Source organism: Limosilactobacillus secundus, assembly GCF_020784695.1.
Lineage (GTDB): Bacteria > Bacillota > Bacilli > Lactobacillales > Lactobacillaceae > Limosilactobacillus > Limosilactobacillus reuteri_F.
In genome coordinates this window covers 210,195-227,890 of record NZ_JAJGUA010000022.1, presented here as the reverse complement: position 1 = coordinate 227,890, position 17,696 = coordinate 210,195, and the positions used below count along the sequence as shown (strand labels likewise).

Sequence of the window (17,696 nt, the reverse complement as noted above, 5' to 3'; positions counted from 1 at the left end):
GAAAGCCATCCTTATTAACTGTGGGAAAGCCACAGTTACGACAACGATTAATCGGATAAGAAAGAGTAGCTGTTATTAGCGTTATATACTCTTTAACAGAATCATTGTTGTGTTCAGCTTCTTCAACAGAAATAATTTTAATATTTTTATCTTTAATTCCAAGAATATTTAGGATAGAATCATTATGGGACATTTGTTTAACCTTCTTTCATGATTTTTGTGGTGAATTGATTGTATAACGAGGGGACAGCAAATGTCCTCTTTTTTGTATAAAAAAATCTGGCATGGAATCTCTCTCCATACCAGAAAGTGTATACCCAAAAAATAGGCAATCTAATAACGTAAGCTAAAAGCAAACATCATTGGATTGCCTAATAACTAGCATAATTTATTCACGTCGTAATATAAGATGCCAAACAAAAAAGCCAACTCCAATAATTAAAGCCAACCATGCCCAAAGCTGCAATGGAAGATAGATAGTACACGTTAATAAACCTAGAACCCAACTAATTAGCATCATCGATAATCCAGCAATATCGCCACCTAAACCATCAATACCACAAGTAGCGATATAGACGATTCCTGATGCCAGATATAACAGCGAAACAATTAATTCGGCTGTTCCAGCATAAATATGGATTGTAGGATTAGGATTCCCAAAACCTCTTACAATTGATTGAACAAATATAATAATGGCTAATACAATCATAATAATTCCTACAATAAGTTTTGTTACCTTCATTCTAAAGACCTCCTCAAGTTTTATTCTACTCGGATGATTAGAATTTATAAAGAATTACAGTTTTTCTATTTACAAATAGAGCAGGGGAGAATAAAAAACAAACCAGCAATTATCTTCTGGTTTGCTTAAATCTTATTTAGTTGTATTTTTTACTTTTTTCAAGGCTTCTAAAAATACTTCGTAAGGTTGCGCACCAGTGATTGAATACTTATTATTAATCACAAATAGCGGTGCACTTGGCATTCCAATCATAAATGCGCGCCGTTCGTTTTTTCGAACTTCATCTTCATACTGATTAGATTCAAGAACTTTTTTAACATCAGCAACAGGTAGTCCGATTTCATTCATTGCAACAGTTAGAGCTTCATAGTCCGCGATTGATTCATTATCATTAAAATAAAGTTGATAAAGACGTTTAACAGCCTTATTAAGTAATGCTTGGTCATTTAAACTCTCAATGTATTTTATTAAGCGATGAGCAGCTAATGTATTAACAGGAATCGCATTTTCCATCTTAATTGGTAAATCAATATCGGCAGCAAGTTGATCAATTTTATGTATTTGTGTAGCAGCTTCTTGCTTAGTTAGTTGATGAGTTTTTGCATAATATTCTGTCATTGATAAATCAGTTGTTGTTGGTAACGTTGGATCTAGTTGAAATGACATAAATTTTAATGGTGTCTGATCGGCAATCTTTAATTCTTTAAGCGCTCGTTGTAATTGTGTAATTCCCATATAGCAATATGGGCACGCAATATCAGCCCAGTATTGAATTTCCATAGATGATCGCTCCTTATAAATATATACTAATTTAATCTAACCATAAAATAAGCGAAGTTGCTAGTAAATACGTAAAGAGGGAACGATTTATTTTAAAATTAACCTGTCATTAAAATTATAGTTTTAATGCAACCGAAATAAAACTTTTTAAACAAAACTAATATTTTTGATTTATGTTTTAAAATATTTATGTAATACTATTGCTGAAGTCTATGGCAAAAGTATTTTTAACAAAGGAGTTTTTATCATGAAACATACGCTTAAAGTTGATCAAGTACGTGACGGTTTATGGCTAGATTCAGACATTACGTATACGCAAGTTCCTGGATGGCTTGGTAATACAACGCGTGATTTGAAACTCTCAGTCATTCGGCATTTTCAAACCAATGATGCTACACGTTATCCGGTAATTTTTTGGTTTGCTGGCGGTGGCTGGATGGATACAGATCACAATGTTCATTTACCAAATTTAGTTGATTTTGCTCGGCATGGTTATATTATTGTTGGCGTCGAATATCGTGATAGCAATAAAGTTCAGTTTCCTGGGCAATTAGAAGATGCTAAGGCTGCTATTCGTTATATGAGAGCTAATGCTAAACGCTTTCAAGCCGATCCTAATCGATTTATTGCGATGGGAGAATCAGCTGGTGGTCATATGGCAAGTATGCTAGGTGTTACTAACGGTCTTAACCAATTCGACAAAGGGGCTAATTTAGATTACTCCAGTGATGTTCAAGTAGCGGTTCCTTTTTATGGTGTTGTTGATCCATTAACAGCTAAAACAGAAAGTGCATCAAACGATTTTGATTTTGTTTACCGTAATTTGCTTGGCGCTGAGCCTGAAAACGCTCCTGAGCTTGATTCTGCTGCAAATCCCCTCACCTATGTAAATTCTAATTCTACACCCTTTCTTATCTTTCATGGAACGGAGGATGTTGTTGTTCCAATCAAAGATAGTGAAAAGCTTTATGATGCATTAGTTGAAAACAATGTTCCCGCTGAATTATACGAAATTGAAGGCGCAAGTCACATGGATGTGAAATTCCTTCAACCACAGGTATTTAAAATTGTGATGGACTTTTTAGATAAGTATTTAACCCGGCCGTAGAGCACTTCTTGCCTTCTTTCACATTAAATTGATGAAATCAAAAACAACCTAAGATTAGTTCAGGACAAAATTATTTTTGTCCTGAACTTTTTTGTTACTCTAAAGGTAGATCTAAAGTCGTACATAGTCTCAGGGACTTCAAGTCCGTATTAAAATGTGATTCGCCAATGATTATTTTGGGTGCACAAAAATTGCCGAATTGCACTATTTGTTCCCCAACTTTACAAACTTTCACCATTTCATACCATTTTAACTAAACAAAAACTCCGATAAAATGCCGTTATATCAGCATTTTACCGGAGCTTATTTTTTATACAATCTTACAAAAATGCGTCCCCCGAGAGTCGAACTCGGATCATGAGGACCGAAATCTCATGTGCTATCCATTACACTAAGGACGCCCTATAATTTTATTTTAGCGTATTTATTAAAAAAATAAAGAGAATTTGTCAATTTTATTTAAAAAAATACAAATACTGGTGGTGTTTATTTATTCCCTCCTTCTCCTTTACCAGCACTTCTTAAGTTAATATAATAGATATGTTATAAAAAATATGAGGGGGAATTTTCTATGAAAAAGCAATCTACAACCATTGCTTCAATCGTTATTCTAATTATAATCGCTATCTTTGCACTATTAAATACAGCAACTGTCATAGTCAACCTTTTTGGAGCACAAGTAAAGATGCCACTAGTGCTACTAATCTTTATCTGTTTACTTATTGGAGCTATTATTATTTACTTACTATCATTTTCTAATCATCTCAAAACTAACAAGCAATTAAAAGAATTACAATCGTCGCATGTTAGTAAAGACGAATTAAAAAAATATCAAAAAAAGATTGATCAACTGCAAAAAGAAAATACACAGTTAAAGCAACAACTTAAAAGTCAAACTATTGCAGAAAAGCCACAAGATCCTTCTGCAAATTAGTATTTCAGAGAGGAAATTAAATGGGAAAATACCGTTTTATTGCGGTCGATGTTGATGGTACCTTACTAGATGATAATGATAAATTCGACGTTAACCGTTTAAATAAAGATATTGAATTATTACAACGACAAAACTACCACTTTATTATTGCAAGTGGAAATAGTTACGATGCATTGTCAACGATCTTTCAACCGTGCCCACTTGTAACAGAATTTGTAGCAGAAAATGGTGGACGACTGGTAATAAACGGCAAATCTGTCTACGGAAAGACTCATTCAATTGCGACACTGCAACAGCTTTATGCTTTTATTAAGCATACGCTCCCTAGTCCCGACATCTTATCTTTATCTGGTGAAACACAAACAATCCTTGCTGAGCAGTATCGAGATGTTCCAGTCCCTTTCTATCCCCACCACACATATTTTTCTGACCTTCAAACAATCACTGAGCCAATTTATAACTTAAACCTTGGTTGGGCCAAACACAAATTATCCCAAACTATTATCCAAGGATATGTAAATCAATTAAATGAGCAGTTCCCAAGCTTAATTCAAGCAACTTATAGCGGAGCTTATGGCATTGATATACTACCGGCAGGCGTAAATAAAGCCTTGGGATTAAAAAGACTAGTTAAAAATTACTTAAATGGAACTTTAGCCCAAGTAGTTGCTTTTGGAGATACGTCAAACGATATTGAGATGCTAGCAGAAGTTGGTTATGGATATGCAATGAAAAATGCTACTGATGACCTGTTAAAAGTTGCGGATAAAGTGACAAGATATGATAATAATCATGCTGGGCTATTGTCAGAAATTGAACACCAATTCATTTGCCGTTAAAGATATTATGTAAACTAACATTAAGAAAAAAGATATGCGAGTTGAAATCGCATATCTTTTTTCTTAATATACTCCACCATCGTAGAAATTGTAAGATGGTTTATTAAAATCGTAATTAGGAAGTTCTGACATTTTAATAAAATTATCTGCAATTCCCCAACTCATTAAATTAATTGGTTTACCAAAATCCTCATCAGGAATCACTACCATAATATATTTACCTAGTGCGCGTGCCATTCCTAATTCAACACCCATTCCTACATCCTCTTCTTCAGGAATGTAAACTGCTAAAAGCATATCAGAAGTTGAAACTCCTACACGATCACCATTGTAAGTTGCTGTACTCCATTCGCGATCTTGCAAAAGCTCTGGATGTTCATCAACCCGTAATCCTTTATATTGGTGTTGTAATGGCACATAAGAATTTTCTACATCTACTGTCGGGTTAGTTTTAATTGCGTTCATTGCGTCCTCATAAGCTTTATTTTGCTTGTCAGTAAACCACCCTGCACAGAAATATACTGTCTTACTTTTTTGATTTGTCATTAAGTGAACTCCCCTTTAATTTTTGTACAGTTAAGATTCTATCATGGAATAATAACCTTAACCAATTAGGATTTTTTAATCTTTCTTGAGAGCTGTGTTAATTAATTGCTTGGCTGCTTTTGAAACTGAAATATCTTTTTTATCTGCATATTCTTTTAATTGTTGATATATAGCTAAGTCATCCGGCCCACGCCATATAATTCCTGTTACTTGACCATGTTCTTTATTCATTTTAATTCCTTCCCCACAAAATATTAGCGATATTGTTTAAAATTTTTGTTCGATGATGTAATTGAAAGTGAGTAGTCTTTGGATACACTTTTTGATGATACTTAATCGATGGATGGGCTTTAATTAATGATTTTAACATTTCTGATTGGATATGTGGAACAGCTCCATCAGTTGTTTTACTGCCTTCTTCACTCCCCATTAAATTATAAATCTCAACAGGATAATTCAGCTGCCAATTTTTCATCTCCAAAAATAATTGATGAAAATCCTTGTCTGTAGATTTATTAAGTAAATGATAGCGATATTTCAACTGATCGTTCAGGCTTTCTTCAACTGGAACTCCTAAAAAGACTACTTTATTTAACCGCATATGCTCTTGAAGATATTTTGAACTCATATAAGCATGAATGAATTCTGTTCCTCCATATGAGTGGGCGACTACATTAATTTTTTGCATATGATAGTGTTTTTGCAAATAGTTCAAAACAGTCGTCAGTTGCTTAATCTGTGGATGGTAGGTACCATTATAGTTCCAGGTAAATAAGACTTGAATTAAGGCATTCTTTTGCCCGTGAAAGTCACCCTCTGTCCAGATCCGTCCGTTAGGGGCAACCCAGATCGTTAGAACTTTTTGTGCAATGTGTTTCTGCTGATAGTACTTAATCATCTTATTATAAGTAACCGTACTTCCTCCCCAACCAGGAATAAGTAACGTAGGAACAGAAGAATATTCTATTTTATTTTGGTAATTTTGTGGTGATAAGGGTTGTCCGGGCGTTCCTCGCAATAAGAAACCTTGAATACCAAAAGCAAGAAGGATTAGACTACCAATACTAATCCCAGCAATTTTCAACGATTTTTTCATCAAATCATCTTCTTATCATTTCATTTTGTATTTTACTTTTATTATACGCTTGAAAATTATAAAGAGGATGATCTTTTAAGCCTTTGGATATGGAATTAAAGTTAATTTGCCATTAACATATTCGCCAAGATAAATGTCATCAACACTGCCATATCCTGCTTTATGGATTTGTTCAAATACCCACTGTTCATCATGATGAATCAATTCCATTACGTCAATATTGATCTGTCCATCATTAATTAGCGGAAAGCGAACATTAGCTTCATCATTTTCGATGATTACAAGTTGACCATTTTGTTCTAAAATTCCACTTTTGACCTTAGCAACTTCATAAATTCCATGACCACGAAGGCGGAACATAAGGTCATTGGCACTGATTCCTGCGCGCATACAATTCTCTACCAATACTTTGCCGTTTTGGATTAATATTTGCGGTCGTCCATCAATGATTCTTCTTACCCAAATGTTATGATCCTTTGCAAACTTTACAATAAATACAATTAATGTCCAAATCAAGAGTACCATTATAAATTCAAGGACAGAAATGTCACTATTGTAAATAATTCCGCCAATGATCCCACCTAAAACATAATTTTGGACTTGATCAATCGCAGAAGTTGGTGCAAGATTCCCTTTCCCCAATAAATTAATCTGAAGGATCAAACATAGCATACCAAGGACAAACTTTATAATGATTAACGAATAAGTATCCATTCTTCTCTCCTACTTCATTAAATTAACCTGATGATTAACAACATGTGCTCGTGTAAGAGTATAATTATCTCCTGTTTGACTTAAATTGACACGATAATCGCGATCTTCAATTCGGACAAGAATCCCATCCGTTAAAGTTGTGGAGTTAACAACTACTTTTTGTGGAGAAACATCATGATCCCGAGCAACGGCCTTAATAAAGGGAATCATTTGAGTTGTTTGGGATTGCTGGGTGGTACTTTTTTCCATATCGGTAACTTGAAAGCCAATAAAAAGCAATAATAATAAAAAGAAAATTATTCCTAAATCACGATAACGGGTAATAAGCCGATGCCGTAAATATAAAAGCGTCATTACTGCAATCAAAAGTGCAAAAATGATAATAGCAACGTAATTGAATAATTGATTCATATGTTGGTGATTTGATAAATAGTTGATTGTGTAAAATGTCAATTTAATTCTCTCCTTAACTTAAATGTAATAAAAACTTAAGCAGCTCCCCACCCTTTTTCCGTTTGCTCATGATAAAATAATGGTAACTATAGTATGAAAGAAAGGAGGAATTCTCAATGATCTTAAAACTAGCATTAAAACTTGGATGGATCTTATTAGGGAGCATTTCATTCGTCGGTGGAATAATCGGAATGCTTCTCCCTGTAATTCCGCAGGTTCCATTCTTCCTCCTCACAATTTGGTGCATTACTAAAATCTCACCACGTTTTCACAACTGGCTCCTTAGTAATCCACTCTACATAAAATATGCAACACCCTTGGTAAATCGGCTTGAAAATCTGAAACACCATCCGAAACAAAAGACACAAAAAATTAATAATAAATAAAAAGGTCTTGAATGCTATTTGCGTCCTAGACCTTTTTATATTAGCCAAATAATCGTGCCCAGAATCCCTTCTTTTGTTCTTTAACAGGTGATTCCGTAACTTTTTCAGCTGTATTCGTAGTTAACGTTTCATCATTACTTGCTTCGTTTTCCTCAATGTCTTCAACATATGGGTTGCGTTCACCGATCCATTTAAAGAATTCATCGGCTTTTATTTCCACAAATTTGCCACGTTTACCATTGATACCATCAACACAAAGTTCAATTGGCAGTGCATTTCGATACTTTTCAATACTATCAGCAGTAAATCCATTAAAAGTATTAAGCTTCGAAATATCAAATAACAAACTATGATCTTGTTGCCGGTATTTAAAGTCTTCTTCTTGTGTTAGGTAAAGCTTAGCCCACCGATTACGCGAACTTTCCTTAAAGTCATCGCAAATTTCATCTGCAAAGTAAGGAGGTACTTCCATATCTGCCATTTGATAGTAGTCGCGGAAAATTTTACGAGTATTCGCTAAGAAGTCAAGTTTTCCAGTCTTTTCATCAAATGCTCGCCATGGCGTTTCATCGTCTTCTAGTAAACTTGCCATCCGCATTACAAAATCCTTAAACAACGTATTATTTAAAGTTTGTCGTACATTATAGATATACTTATTTGCTTCTCCCTTTTGCTGATCATCGATTACCTTATCAATCTGAAGATAATAAGTTCGCCGTGCAGTTTCACGAAGCATCGTAAAACCAGAATCATAGTTAGTTGTTCCAATTAATGGCGCAATTGCATGTGGATTGTTAACCAATTCATTCATCGTATCAACAACCAAATGCCGACTATATTGATCTTGTTGGAAGAAGTATGGTTCAATCTCATCCATTAAAACGGGGTATGAACTTCCAAGTTTCATATAGTGCTCAATTGCATCAACAGTTTTTGCTTTTTTCTGTGGTGTATCTGTAGGATAGATAGTCCCAAAATCAATTAATGACCGGTCAGTATTCCATGTCAATTGATTAATAATCCGTAACAAAGTTGATTTTCCAGAACCAGCGGTTGCTCCTAGAATCAAGAAGTTAGGAATATCATTACCATCTTCAGGATTCAAACTAGCTTTCGCACGAATTTCCCATAAAAATGGTGCCGTAAAACTATATAAAATGGCTTCATAGAATCGTTTGCCATAATCATCATTGTAATCAACAACGTATTGCTGATACCCTTTTAATACCGCATCAATACTCTTTAAGCCATCACGAATTTGACTAATAGTCGCAATCTTCCCAAATTGAATTGGGTGCGTGCCTGTATCATTCGGTACGTACAGGCCACTATTATTGTTAACCAGATTTCTTTCCATGGGCCGATCATATAAGAATGTTGTGTATTTTTTCTCTGCTGATCGTTGTTGCGGTGTCATTCCACTAATCAGTGCATCCTGAACTTGTTTAAAAATCTTCTCTCGCGATTTCAATTTCGGTTTAGCTGCTCGTGGCGATACAGCTGTTTTTTGCAAAGTATAAATTGTATCGTGTTGTTGAATTTGTCGTTCTGCTTCTTCTTTATCTTGAGAACGGTTAGTCGTGATATTCCGCATTGACTTAGTAATCATTGCCGGAATTTTATTTTCATCAATTTGTTTTTGAACATCATGACTAATTAGGTCCGTCATATCTACAGCTGCAATTTGATCGGTGACTTCATTATCAAGAATTACAACCGCATTCTTAGTTCCCTTGTTATCTTTTAAGCTCTCATCAATTTGATTTTGTGCTGCATTTAAAAGATTTTCGGTAAAAAATGGGCGCAGAATTGGCTTAATGTCATTCTTATAGTGATTATCAAGATTTTGAAATAGCCGAATGTCATCATCAAAGACTAATATTTCTTCATATTGGTTGCGTTCTTTATCAAATGAAGCACTGTCTAAGTTAAGGCTTCCCAAAATCACACGAGTATCATGGGTCTCGGAATTACTCAAGAGATAAAAACGTGAATGGATTGCCTGAGTTGGCGCAATTGCAACTTGAAAAAGATTATTCAACACATTTGCTTGATTGTCACTCGTTAATGCTTCAAAGACTTTAGCAGGCTTTTTATTAGCAGCAGATAGCAATGCATTGGTTAAAGCTACCTTAGTGATTACTTCATCACCAGTTTTAGCTTCAAAATTCTCAGGGCTGCTCAACGCAACTTCGACTTTAATAAAGCGACTTAGATACTGATTAATGAAGTCAGCAGTCACGTTACCAGTAACTGCTGTTAATCGATTAAACTTATTAGCATCAAAAAGCTGGTTGATCTTTAATGGTGGAGTGTCTTGACCATTAAAAACAATATGAATCTTTTTTAGATCTGAATCTGTCATTGGCGTAGTCCTTTTCTAAACAATATTAACTCTTTTTATTTTCGTTTATTTAAACCGATTTTGCAAGTGACCATTGAAATATTTTGTTTCTACAGTAGTTTTCTATTATTGGTTTTATATGTAAATGATAAATACCCACTCAATCCTTTCAATTAGATGAAGCATTGAGTGGGTATTTTAATTACATAAGTTTCTACTTCGTATTCACTTGCGTTACTGCCCCAGTTGCATAATTTATACTGATATTGCGCTGGACATTAGGGACGAATACATTATATTGCAAACTGCCATCCTTTGACTTGGCCTCAATATGGGCACCAGAAGGCACTAAATTATTACCATCATATACATCAGTCACCCGATAACGAACTTGTTTGTTTTGGTCAAGAGCTTTTCGCACTAAGCCTTCATAGTAGTTCTGCCCGGTTGATGTACTACTTCGAGCTTCGTTGGCCCAAGCAGTTTGAGTTGCAATATTAGCGGGATTTGACTCTGAAGCATTAAAGCCACGGATACCACCCACTAACGCATATCCTAGTAAGTGTCCGCGATCGTAAGCATGGGAGATCCCACCCTTCAAGTTGTGGGCTTGTAAAAATCCAGCTGGCTTCCAATTAGTGGCGCCATTTCCAGTTTCGTTTCGATTACGGTACTGTCGTGTTGTTCGATTGAGCCACGCGTCACCCTGCCATGCTCGTCCACGCGAATCACGTCGATTAACTGCGTACGGTGCGTTATTAATATTTGCGTTCAACGCCGTCTGATTACTATTTAAAATAAACGCTCCGTAACCATTCCATTTTATGTCAGATGTTCCTAACTGCTGCCGAACACCATTCGAAAGAACACTTGTGGCCTGATCTTGGGTTGGCGGCGTAAAAGAAGATGATCGATTATTATTGCTAGAATGGCGCCAAGACGCTACCCGTTGGATCCCCTGCGGTAAGGTACTTCCCTTATCAGATGGCTGGGAAAAACTCCCAATGCCGAGAATCGCTACTAAAGCTAAAAGTAAATACTGGGTCTTTTTATTGAATCGAAATCGCATGTTTCTAAAATACCTTTCCTTTTAAACGTATGTTCGTAGAAGTATTTTATCATTTTAAGTGGTAAAAGAAAATACTCCCAAAACAATCTGTTTCGAGAGTATTTATTCTTTACGCTAATTTATCTTGGCGTTGAGTTCTTAACTTGTAGATAATGCTCATAATAACTAAGAAGACTGCCCCAACACTGACTGAAACCCGTGTATCTGGGTTAAAGAACATAAATAATAAGATAACACTTAGCGCAATCAAACTAAAGTAGTTATATGCTGGATAAAGTGGCATCTTGAATGGGTGGTCCTTTAATTCAGCTGGATTATTGCGCCGGAAGTTTAATTCTGAAATTAAAATAATAAACCATGGTACCATTCCGGGAAGGACACTTGAACTATAAACAATCACGAAGATATTAGCAGAGGCTGCATTAAACATCGACATAAGCATGTTAACAATAAAACCAAGGAAAATCCAAAAGGCAATTGTTAAGATCGCAACGTTTGGTACAACCCGCTTTGACAATTTACTAAATACCTTAGGAACTTCACCATCAACTGAAAGCTTAAAAAGCATCCGACTAGCACTATAAATTCCTGAGTTAGCACCCGACAAAGCAGCAGTCAAAACAACGAAATTAATGATACCAGCTGCACCAGTAATTCCGACCTTAGTAAATGTCTCAACGAATGGTGAACCAACCGCTTTTAACTCGTCCCATGGATAAATGGAAACGATAACGAAGATTGCTCCAATATAGAAAATTAAAATCCGCCAAATAACAGATTTAACTGACTTAACAATCGCATGGCGTGGTGAGGCCGCTTCACCAGCAGTAATACCAAGCAATTCAATTCCTTGATAGGATCCAGCAATCACAGATAGTGAGAACATGAATCCCATGAATCCACCAGTAAAGAATCCACCGTGTGACCATAAATTGGAAATTCCAACCGGATGCCAATTGTTACCTAATCCAAGGACAATTACTAACAATCCAAGAATGATCATAACAATAATCGTAACAACTTTAATCATCGCAAACCAAAATTCCAAGCGCCCATATGCCTTAGCAGATGCAAGGTTTGCAAGAGTTAAGATAATAATCATTACTAACCCAGAAATCCAATCTGGTAAGTTAGGCCACCAGTAATTAAGGTATTGACTCATAGCAATGATATCTGAAATACCAACAATAATAAACTGAAAGACGTTACTCCACTTTGTCAGGTATCCAGCTAAGGGATGAATATATTTTGATCCATAGTCAGCAAAGGAACCAGTTCCTGGACTGATATAGATCATTTCCCCTAACGCACGCATAACACCATACAGGACTAATCCTACAAAGGCATATGCTAATAGGACAGAAGGACCAGTCCATTTAATAGTTGACGTAGCTCCCATGAAAAGACCACTACCAATTGTCCCACCAATTGCAATCATTTCCATTTGTCCGGGAGTCATTGTCCGATTTAATTTAACTTCATTTTTCTGATTATCCATCATTCTAACCTCACTTTAAATAAAAAAGCTACCCAAAATGTCCCTAACCAACCCTTGTCAATTTTGATAAGTGGTTGAGACATCTTGAATAGCTATTGCTAACAGATTTAAGAGATATTAAAACTACTCAACCACGGTAATTGTTGTTGTGGTTGAGGTGGAGGTTAGGTGATGAATAATCGATTTGTTGTAAATTTGCATTTTAATTTCCTCCATTTCAGTTTTCAATAACATTAGAATACTATTAGAAAATTAAAAATGCAAGTCCTTTTATCAAGTTTTTTGTTTTATTTCTTTTTGTGTGCCCTATTTAGCGAAAAGAGACTCATCCCCGCAACCATTACTGTTATCCCCATACCAAGGAAAGTTGTTAAATCATCGGTCTCATTTCCCGTCTGGGGAAGTATTTGCTGGTCAGGGTTATCATTTTTACATGAATCTCGACGTGAACGCTTTAGGCGATTATTAATACCTGCTATCCGTTGATGCAAATTTTGCTGCTTTCTTGGGTTGTTTACCTCCCCATAATTTTCCATGACCTGATTATCATCCCCTAACTCTTCTTCCGCGTGGTAATTGTCTCGTAAAGCTTGCTTTTCTCCTTTTTTCTCCTCTGCTGTATTAGTTTTATTCTCTATAGCTTGTTCCATCTCCCTCTTTTCTTCTAAAGTATTCTCTTTACTATTCTTTTTCATTCCTTCGTCTTTAACGAGGGGCTGATAATAAACATTTACTGTACTTTTTAATTGTGGTAAATCCTCTATTTCTGTAACAGTCGGAATCTTATCCATTGATGGTTTAAAACCAGCTTGCTCAGGAATATCAACTTCTTCAAAAGGTTCAATTATCCATATTGCCTTTTGGGTGGGATCATTCGTTACTTCACAGTGAGCATAAGACATTTGTTCCACTTTTTTAACCCCACTTAAGAGATGAAAATAGATTACGCGCTTGATTGGAACTCGTTCTTTCTGATTATTTGCGCTAGATAAAGGCTGCGCAATTGGTTCTTGGTTCGCAGCTAGAACTGGTGGAATGTTTAATGATAGCAAAAAGATCGTTGACGCTGTCGTTAAGCCTACTAAGCAAATATTTCGCAATACACGAAGATGGTTTAAATGATTCATATTATCTCGCTCCTATTTTTGTATACTCTTTAATATATATACGTAAAAAGAAGCAATTTACATTTTTTAAATCAAAAAAGCTATCACCTACAAGCAATTCCTTACCTGCGATGACAGCTTTGTTAGCTTATAGTGAATGGATAACCTGCTCAATATCATCCACAATTTGTTTAGGGGTTAAGTGATACCATTCATAGAGGACTTCGGTAGGAACATTATCCGCAAATTCGCGTGGTGCTCCAAAGTTCAAAACTTTCATTCCTTTTGGTCCATAGTAACGAGCAATTGTTTCCCCGAAGCCTCCGCTAAGAACCCCATCCTCTAGGGTAACAACTACATCATGATTTTCTGCTAGGTGGTGAAGAACATCTGAATCAATTCCAGTTACAGACTTTGGATTGATCAATGTGGCATCAATGTTAAGCTTGTCTTGAAGTTCCTTCCTTACCTTTTCACCAAGTTCCCAGAAGTCACCAACAGCCATGATTGCAACTTCACTTCCGCGATGAGTAAGATCGTACTTGATCGTACTATAGTCATCTTGTGTTGGTGTCCCGTGAAGAAGCGGCTTTTCTGGTTGGCGAATTACTACTGGTTCATCAGTTTGCTTGATTGCCCACCGTAACATCGAAATCATTTCTTCGACGTTTGTAGGTGCTAAATATTCAATGTTTGGCAAATCACTAATCATTGAAATATCAAATGTTCCTTGATGAGTAGCAGAACTTTCTGTAATTGTCCCGCCTCGCACAATCATTACAACCGGAGCATCATTTAATGCCATATCATGAATCAATTGATCATATGCTCGTTGAAGGAAGGTGCTATTTTGAAATACAACAGGACGTACACCAGCTTGGGCCATTGCAACAGCAGTCGTAATTGAATCCTGTTCAGCGATCCCAACATCATAATAACGATCTGGGTGCTTAACCTTAAATTTGCCAAGATCAAAAGCTCCAGGAATTCCAGCATTAATAGCAACAACTGGTTTATCCCCTGCAATTTGCTTATCCAATTCAGCAAGAACAGCATTACTATACGATTCTCCACTTACCTTAATCTTATCTTCGCCAGTCTTGAGGTCAAATGGAGTGCGCCAATGATACTTCATCTTTTCTTCAATAGCTAGTTCATAGCCCTTTCCTTTTAAGGTGTTAACATGAAGGACGATTGGATGGTCAATATCCTTGATTTCCTTAAAGGTGTCGATCATCGTCTGCAAGTCATTACCATCTGCAACATACTTGTAATCGAGACCCATAAACTTAAAAATATTATTGGGAGATTCGCCATTAGTATCCCGTAGTTCTTTTAGTCCCTTGTATAAACCACCTTGGTTCTCATCGATTGACATTTGATTATCATTAACGAGAATAATCAAGTTAGAATTAAGCTTAGCAGCATTGTTTAATCCTTCAAAAGCTAATCCGCCACTTAAGGATCCATCCCCAATTACTGCCATAACGTTATTATGTGATTGAGGCTTCATTAAATCACGCGCTTGAGCCATCCCCACTGCAAGAGAGATTGACGTTGAAGTATGGCCAATTTCAAAAAAGTCATGAACACTTTCTTCTGGTGACGTAAATCCGGTAATATCTTCATAATGATCAGGATCAAGAAACCCTAATTTCCGACCTGTCAGCATTTTATGGGCATAACTCTGGTGTGAAACATCCCAAATAACTTTATCATGGGGCGAATCAAAAACATAGTGAAAAGCAATTGTTAGCTCCATTACGCCCAGATTAGGGCCCACGTGTCCACCGATTTTTGCATCACGCTCAAGAACAAGTTGACGCATTTCTGTTGCTAATTGTTTTAATTCTTCAAGTGACATGTCTTTAATATCGCTTGGTTCATTAACTTCATTTAAGAGGTAATCAGGATGCAGATTCATCTATTCCACTCCTTCTTGATTTTACATTTAATAATTAGTAATACTTATTGCTCTTATCATTCTAACACTTTCTAAAGCATTGAGTAAATTACTCTCAAGTTCAAATTGACGAAATTCATGCATTTCGATACCATTAAATAGAGTAATTCGTTAAAAAGGAAATAGTTATGAAAAATATAGACAACGCCGCAACTAATAAAATCTCACCATTTAAAAAATTAACGACAGAGCAAGAACAACTCGTCAATGACATTATTTCATTTACTAAACACCATCTAACACAAAATCATCCTGCAATATATACAGTCTACGGGGATGCAGGTACTGGAAAAAGCGTAATTTTATCACAATTATTCGTCCGTATTCAAAAAGAAGCGCGGACACAACAAAATTCAGTTCTTTATCATACTAATAATTATTTTCTTGTTAACCATCCAGAAATTTTGAAAGTCTATAAAGAAATTGCCGGGCCAATAAAAGAGTTATATAAAAAGGATTTCGCTCGGCCAACCTCATTAATTAATCAATTGGATAATCAAAACCAAACCATTGATGTTGCTGTTATCGATGAAGCTCATCTTTTATTATCCAAACCCGATCATTATAATAATTTTTACCATGATAATCAGCTTGTCGAGATTATTAAACGCGCTAAAGTTGTCATAATTGTCTTTGATCAATACCAAGTTTTACGGATGAAAAGTCTCTGGACCCCTGAACGACTTCAGGCAATTACGAATCAATATCCCCATAAAGATTATCATTTGACCCACATGTTTCGCATGAATGCGAGCGATGACTTAGTTAAGTGGTTTAATGAATTTACTAACTATAAATTAACCGCTTTGCCAGCATCCGCCCGTGATCATTATGATTTTCGCATTTACAGTGATGCCGAGGAAATGAGGAAAGCAATTGTCCAACGTAATAAAGAAGTAGGACTTTCCCGCATCCTTTCAACGTCTGGATATCCGTCAACGCTCGATGGTGGTAAACACTACATTGAGGAAGGCAGATTTAAGATGCCGTGGGATCAATATAACTATACAGTTACTCCCTGGGCAGAATTGCCTCAAACCATTGATGAAGTTGGCTCAATCTACACTTGCCAGGGGTTTGACTTAAATTACACCGGCATTATTATCGGTCCGCCGATTAGCCAAACGCCGCAAACAAACCAACTTCAAGTTAATTTAGATCGTTATACAGATGTTGAAGCATTCAAAAAACGTGACGACCTAACTGATCCAGCTGAAATTAAGAGTTTAGAAAAAAGAATGATTATGAATTCTTTGAACGTTTTATTCAAGCGTGGTGTATATGGAACTTATCTTTACGCTCATGATCCGCTTTTACGACATTCTCTTACCTCCCTTTTTAAGAAAGCTGGGTTTACGCTACCAAAGGAGGAAAAACAATTATGAAAGAGCGTAAATTAAATAAAACGTGGCTGATCGTTGGCGCAATTATCCTCGCTGTCATCGTTCTCTACTTCATTTATCGAACATATAAACCAGAGATTGATCTACTGCTCGACTTTAATGCTCATAATAAGGCCAAGCTTCTTCATATGATTAGAAGTCATGGTTTTACAGATATCTTTCTTCTTGTAGCATTGATCGGTATCCTAAATGCGATTCCAGGAATGTCTAATTCCGTTGTTTGTATCTTTGCCGGGTTATGTTATGGACCGGTTATTGGTTTTCTGATTAACTGGGTTGGCAATATTTTAGGAAACTCTACTGTAATGAGTATAATTCGAAAAGTTAACCTCTCCAAACGAGTAAAGAAAAACAAGATCCTTCATTACCTCTTGCAGCAAAAGCACCCGTTAATTGCACTTACCATCGGCTTTATGATTCCAGTCATCCCCAGTGTACTTGTAAACTACGCTGGTGCCCGTTTAAATGTGAGTCGGAAACATTACTTGGCGATGGTAACCGTGGGAATGGCACCGACCTCCTTTCTCTATGCCTTTGGGGGGGATGCTATTTTCAAGGGTAACATTAGACGACTGATCGGTGTTGCAATCGCGATTTTAATTCTAATTGGCTGTTACTTACTCGTTCGCAAAATTTGGCAAAACCATGAAGAAAAAGCAATGACAAAATAAGCAACTTAATTAAAAACAAGGCTCCAAACATTCGGATTTCCCGG

General features: G+C 36.1%; 18 protein-coding genes, 1 tRNA gene and 1 pseudogene. 6 read left to right on the top strand and 14 right to left on the bottom strand.

The window, feature by feature from the left end:
• The 3 genes and pseudogenes from LMB57_RS01645 to LMB57_RS01635 all read right to left on the bottom strand — a co-directional run.
• A pseudogene (locus tag LMB57_RS01645) lies at nucleotides 1-193 on the bottom strand (ISL3 family transposase); the annotation flags it as partial.
• A gap of 195 nt (nucleotides 194-388) precedes the next feature.
• Entirely contained in the window at nucleotides 389-742 is a 354-nt protein-coding gene (locus LMB57_RS01640; RefSeq protein WP_229271969.1) for a hypothetical protein, read from the bottom strand.
• Nucleotides 743-874: 132 nt separating this feature from the next.
• Nucleotides 875-1,522 carry a DsbA family oxidoreductase gene (locus tag LMB57_RS01635; RefSeq protein WP_229271970.1) on the bottom strand — a complete coding sequence of 216 codons (648 nt, stop codon included), beginning with the start codon at nucleotides 1,520-1,522 and terminating at the stop codon, nucleotides 875-877.
• Nucleotides 1,523-1,769: 247 nt separating this feature from the next.
• On the opposite strand from LMB57_RS01635, the gene LMB57_RS01630 reads away from it, so the two are divergent.
• The gene (locus LMB57_RS01630; RefSeq protein WP_229271971.1) at nucleotides 1,770-2,630 is read left to right on the top strand and encodes an alpha/beta hydrolase; all 861 of its coding nucleotides are present in this window, start codon (nucleotides 1,770-1,772) and stop codon (nucleotides 2,628-2,630) included.
• A 329-nt stretch (nucleotides 2,631-2,959) separates the two neighbouring features.
• Here LMB57_RS01630 and LMB57_RS01625 read toward each other — a convergent pair.
• Nucleotides 2,960-3,031 (bottom strand) — tRNA-Arg (locus LMB57_RS01625).
• A 170-nt stretch (nucleotides 3,032-3,201) separates the two neighbouring features.
• On the opposite strand from LMB57_RS01625, the gene LMB57_RS01620 reads away from it, so the two are divergent.
• Together LMB57_RS01620 and LMB57_RS01615 are read left to right on the top strand one after the other, a co-directional pair.
• A complete protein-coding gene (locus LMB57_RS01620; RefSeq protein WP_229271972.1) occupies nucleotides 3,202-3,564 on the top strand; it encodes a LapA family protein in 363 nt (120 codons plus the stop codon).
• 20 nt (nucleotides 3,565-3,584) lie between these two features.
• The gene (locus LMB57_RS01615; protein ID WP_229271973.1) at nucleotides 3,585-4,403 is read left to right on the top strand and encodes an HAD-IIB family hydrolase; all 819 of its coding nucleotides are present in this window, start codon (nucleotides 3,585-3,587) and stop codon (nucleotides 4,401-4,403) included.
• Nucleotides 4,404-4,466: 63 nt separating this feature from the next.
• Here LMB57_RS01615 and LMB57_RS01610 read toward each other — a convergent pair whose 3' ends face one another.
• The 5 genes from LMB57_RS01610 to LMB57_RS01590 form a co-directional block, all read right to left on the bottom strand.
• Nucleotides 4,467-4,949: a nucleoside 2-deoxyribosyltransferase gene (locus LMB57_RS01610; RefSeq protein ID WP_229271974.1), complete on the bottom strand. Its 483-nt coding sequence runs from the start codon at nucleotides 4,947-4,949 to the stop codon at nucleotides 4,467-4,469.
• A gap of 75 nt (nucleotides 4,950-5,024) precedes the next feature.
• Nucleotides 5,025-5,180: a hypothetical protein gene (locus tag LMB57_RS01605; protein WP_229271975.1), complete on the bottom strand. Its 156-nt coding sequence runs from the start codon at nucleotides 5,178-5,180 to the stop codon at nucleotides 5,025-5,027.
• 1 nt (nucleotide 5,181) lies between these two features.
• Entirely contained in the window at nucleotides 5,182-6,045 is an 864-nt protein-coding gene (locus LMB57_RS01600) for an alpha/beta hydrolase (RefSeq protein ID WP_229271976.1), read from the bottom strand.
• A gap of 75 nt (nucleotides 6,046-6,120) precedes the next feature.
• The gene (locus tag LMB57_RS01595; protein WP_229271977.1) at nucleotides 6,121-6,759 is read right to left on the bottom strand and encodes a DUF421 domain-containing protein; all 639 of its coding nucleotides are present in this window, start codon (nucleotides 6,757-6,759) and stop codon (nucleotides 6,121-6,123) included.
• Nucleotides 6,760-6,768: 9 nt separating this feature from the next.
• Complete coding sequence (locus LMB57_RS01590) at nucleotides 6,769-7,212, bottom strand: DUF3290 family protein (protein WP_229271978.1); 444 nt, start codon at nucleotides 7,210-7,212, stop codon at nucleotides 6,769-6,771.
• Between the two features lie 116 nt (nucleotides 7,213-7,328).
• Here LMB57_RS01590 and LMB57_RS01585 point away from each other — a divergent pair, with 116 nt between their 5' ends.
• Complete coding sequence (locus tag LMB57_RS01585) at nucleotides 7,329-7,598, top strand: YbaN family protein (protein WP_229271979.1); 270 nt, start codon at nucleotides 7,329-7,331, stop codon at nucleotides 7,596-7,598.
• A 40-nt stretch (nucleotides 7,599-7,638) separates the two neighbouring features.
• Here the strand turns inward: LMB57_RS01585 and LMB57_RS01580 are convergent, their stop codons facing one another.
• The 5 genes from LMB57_RS01580 to LMB57_RS01560 form a co-directional block, all read right to left on the bottom strand.
• Nucleotides 7,639-9,963, bottom strand: coding sequence for a phospholipase D-like domain-containing protein (locus LMB57_RS01580; RefSeq protein WP_229271981.1), 2,325 nt, complete (start codon nucleotides 9,961-9,963; stop codon nucleotides 7,639-7,641).
• Between the two features lie 193 nt (nucleotides 9,964-10,156).
• Entirely contained in the window at nucleotides 10,157-11,011 is an 855-nt protein-coding gene (locus LMB57_RS01575) for a DNA/RNA non-specific endonuclease (RefSeq protein WP_229271982.1), read from the bottom strand.
• A gap of 109 nt (nucleotides 11,012-11,120) precedes the next feature.
• The gene (locus tag LMB57_RS01570; RefSeq protein ID WP_229271984.1) at nucleotides 11,121-12,512 is read right to left on the bottom strand and encodes an amino acid permease; all 1,392 of its coding nucleotides are present in this window, start codon (nucleotides 12,510-12,512) and stop codon (nucleotides 11,121-11,123) included.
• Nucleotides 12,513-12,796: 284 nt separating this feature from the next.
• The gene (locus LMB57_RS01565) at nucleotides 12,797-13,636 is read right to left on the bottom strand and encodes an LPXTG cell wall anchor domain-containing protein (protein WP_229271986.1); all 840 of its coding nucleotides are present in this window, start codon (nucleotides 13,634-13,636) and stop codon (nucleotides 12,797-12,799) included.
• Nucleotides 13,637-13,763: 127 nt separating this feature from the next.
• Nucleotides 13,764-15,539 (bottom strand): 1-deoxy-D-xylulose-5-phosphate synthase, encoded by a 1,776-nt coding sequence (locus tag LMB57_RS01560; RefSeq protein WP_229271987.1) that lies wholly within the window; start codon nucleotides 15,537-15,539, stop codon nucleotides 13,764-13,766.
• 167 nt (nucleotides 15,540-15,706) lie between these two features.
• On the opposite strand from LMB57_RS01560, the gene LMB57_RS01555 reads away from it, so the two are divergent.
• Nucleotides 15,707-16,963, top strand: a complete 1,257-nt coding sequence (locus LMB57_RS01555; RefSeq protein ID WP_229271988.1) for a DUF2075 domain-containing protein — start codon at nucleotides 15,707-15,709, stop codon at nucleotides 16,961-16,963.
• On the top strand, nucleotides 16,960-17,652 hold the full coding sequence (locus LMB57_RS01550) for a TVP38/TMEM64 family protein (protein ID WP_229271989.1): 693 nt from the start codon (nucleotides 16,960-16,962) through the stop codon (nucleotides 17,650-17,652). Before LMB57_RS01555 ends, LMB57_RS01550 begins: the two co-directional genes overlap by 4 nt.
• Nucleotides 17,653-17,696: the final 44 nt, after the last annotated feature.

Excerpts from the sequence above, each read along its gene's own strand:
- LMB57_RS01640 (WP_229271969.1), bottom strand. The coding sequence starts at position 742 with ATGAAGGTAACAAAACTTATTGTAGGAATTATTATGATTGTATTAGCC.
- LMB57_RS01635 (WP_229271970.1), bottom strand. The coding sequence starts at position 1,522 with ATGGAAATTCAATACTGGGCTGATATTGCGTGCCCATATTGCTATATG.
- LMB57_RS01630 (WP_229271971.1), top strand. The coding sequence starts at position 1,770 with ATGAAACATACGCTTAAAGTTGATCAAGTACGTGACGGTTTATGGCTA.
- LMB57_RS01620 (WP_229271972.1), top strand. The coding sequence starts at position 3,202 with ATGAAAAAGCAATCTACAACCATTGCTTCAATCGTTATTCTAATTATA.
- LMB57_RS01615 (WP_229271973.1), top strand. The coding sequence starts at position 3,585 with ATGGGAAAATACCGTTTTATTGCGGTCGATGTTGATGGTACCTTACTA.
- LMB57_RS01610 (WP_229271974.1), bottom strand. The coding sequence starts at position 4,949 with ATGACAAATCAAAAAAGTAAGACAGTATATTTCTGTGCAGGGTGGTTT.
- LMB57_RS01605 (WP_229271975.1), bottom strand. The coding sequence starts at position 5,180 with ATGAATAAAGAACATGGTCAAGTAACAGGAATTATATGGCGTGGGCCG.
- LMB57_RS01600 (WP_229271976.1), bottom strand. The coding sequence starts at position 6,045 with ATGAAAAAATCGTTGAAAATTGCTGGGATTAGTATTGGTAGTCTAATC.
- LMB57_RS01595 (WP_229271977.1), bottom strand. The coding sequence starts at position 6,759 with ATGGATACTTATTCGTTAATCATTATAAAGTTTGTCCTTGGTATGCTA.
- LMB57_RS01585 (WP_229271979.1), top strand. The coding sequence starts at position 7,329 with ATGATCTTAAAACTAGCATTAAAACTTGGATGGATCTTATTAGGGAGC.
- LMB57_RS01580 (WP_229271981.1), bottom strand. The coding sequence starts at position 9,963 with ATGACAGATTCAGATCTAAAAAAGATTCATATTGTTTTTAATGGTCAA.
- LMB57_RS01575 (WP_229271982.1), bottom strand. The coding sequence starts at position 11,011 with ATGCGATTTCGATTCAATAAAAAGACCCAGTATTTACTTTTAGCTTTA.
- LMB57_RS01570 (WP_229271984.1), bottom strand. The coding sequence starts at position 12,512 with ATGATGGATAATCAGAAAAATGAAGTTAAATTAAATCGGACAATGACT.
- LMB57_RS01565 (WP_229271986.1), bottom strand. The coding sequence starts at position 13,636 with ATGAATCATTTAAACCATCTTCGTGTATTGCGAAATATTTGCTTAGTA.
- LMB57_RS01560 (WP_229271987.1), bottom strand. The coding sequence starts at position 15,539 with ATGAATCTGCATCCTGATTACCTCTTAAATGAAGTTAATGAACCAAGC.
- LMB57_RS01555 (WP_229271988.1), top strand. The coding sequence starts at position 15,707 with ATGAAAAATATAGACAACGCCGCAACTAATAAAATCTCACCATTTAAA.
- LMB57_RS01550 (WP_229271989.1), top strand. The coding sequence starts at position 16,960 with ATGAAAGAGCGTAAATTAAATAAAACGTGGCTGATCGTTGGCGCAATT.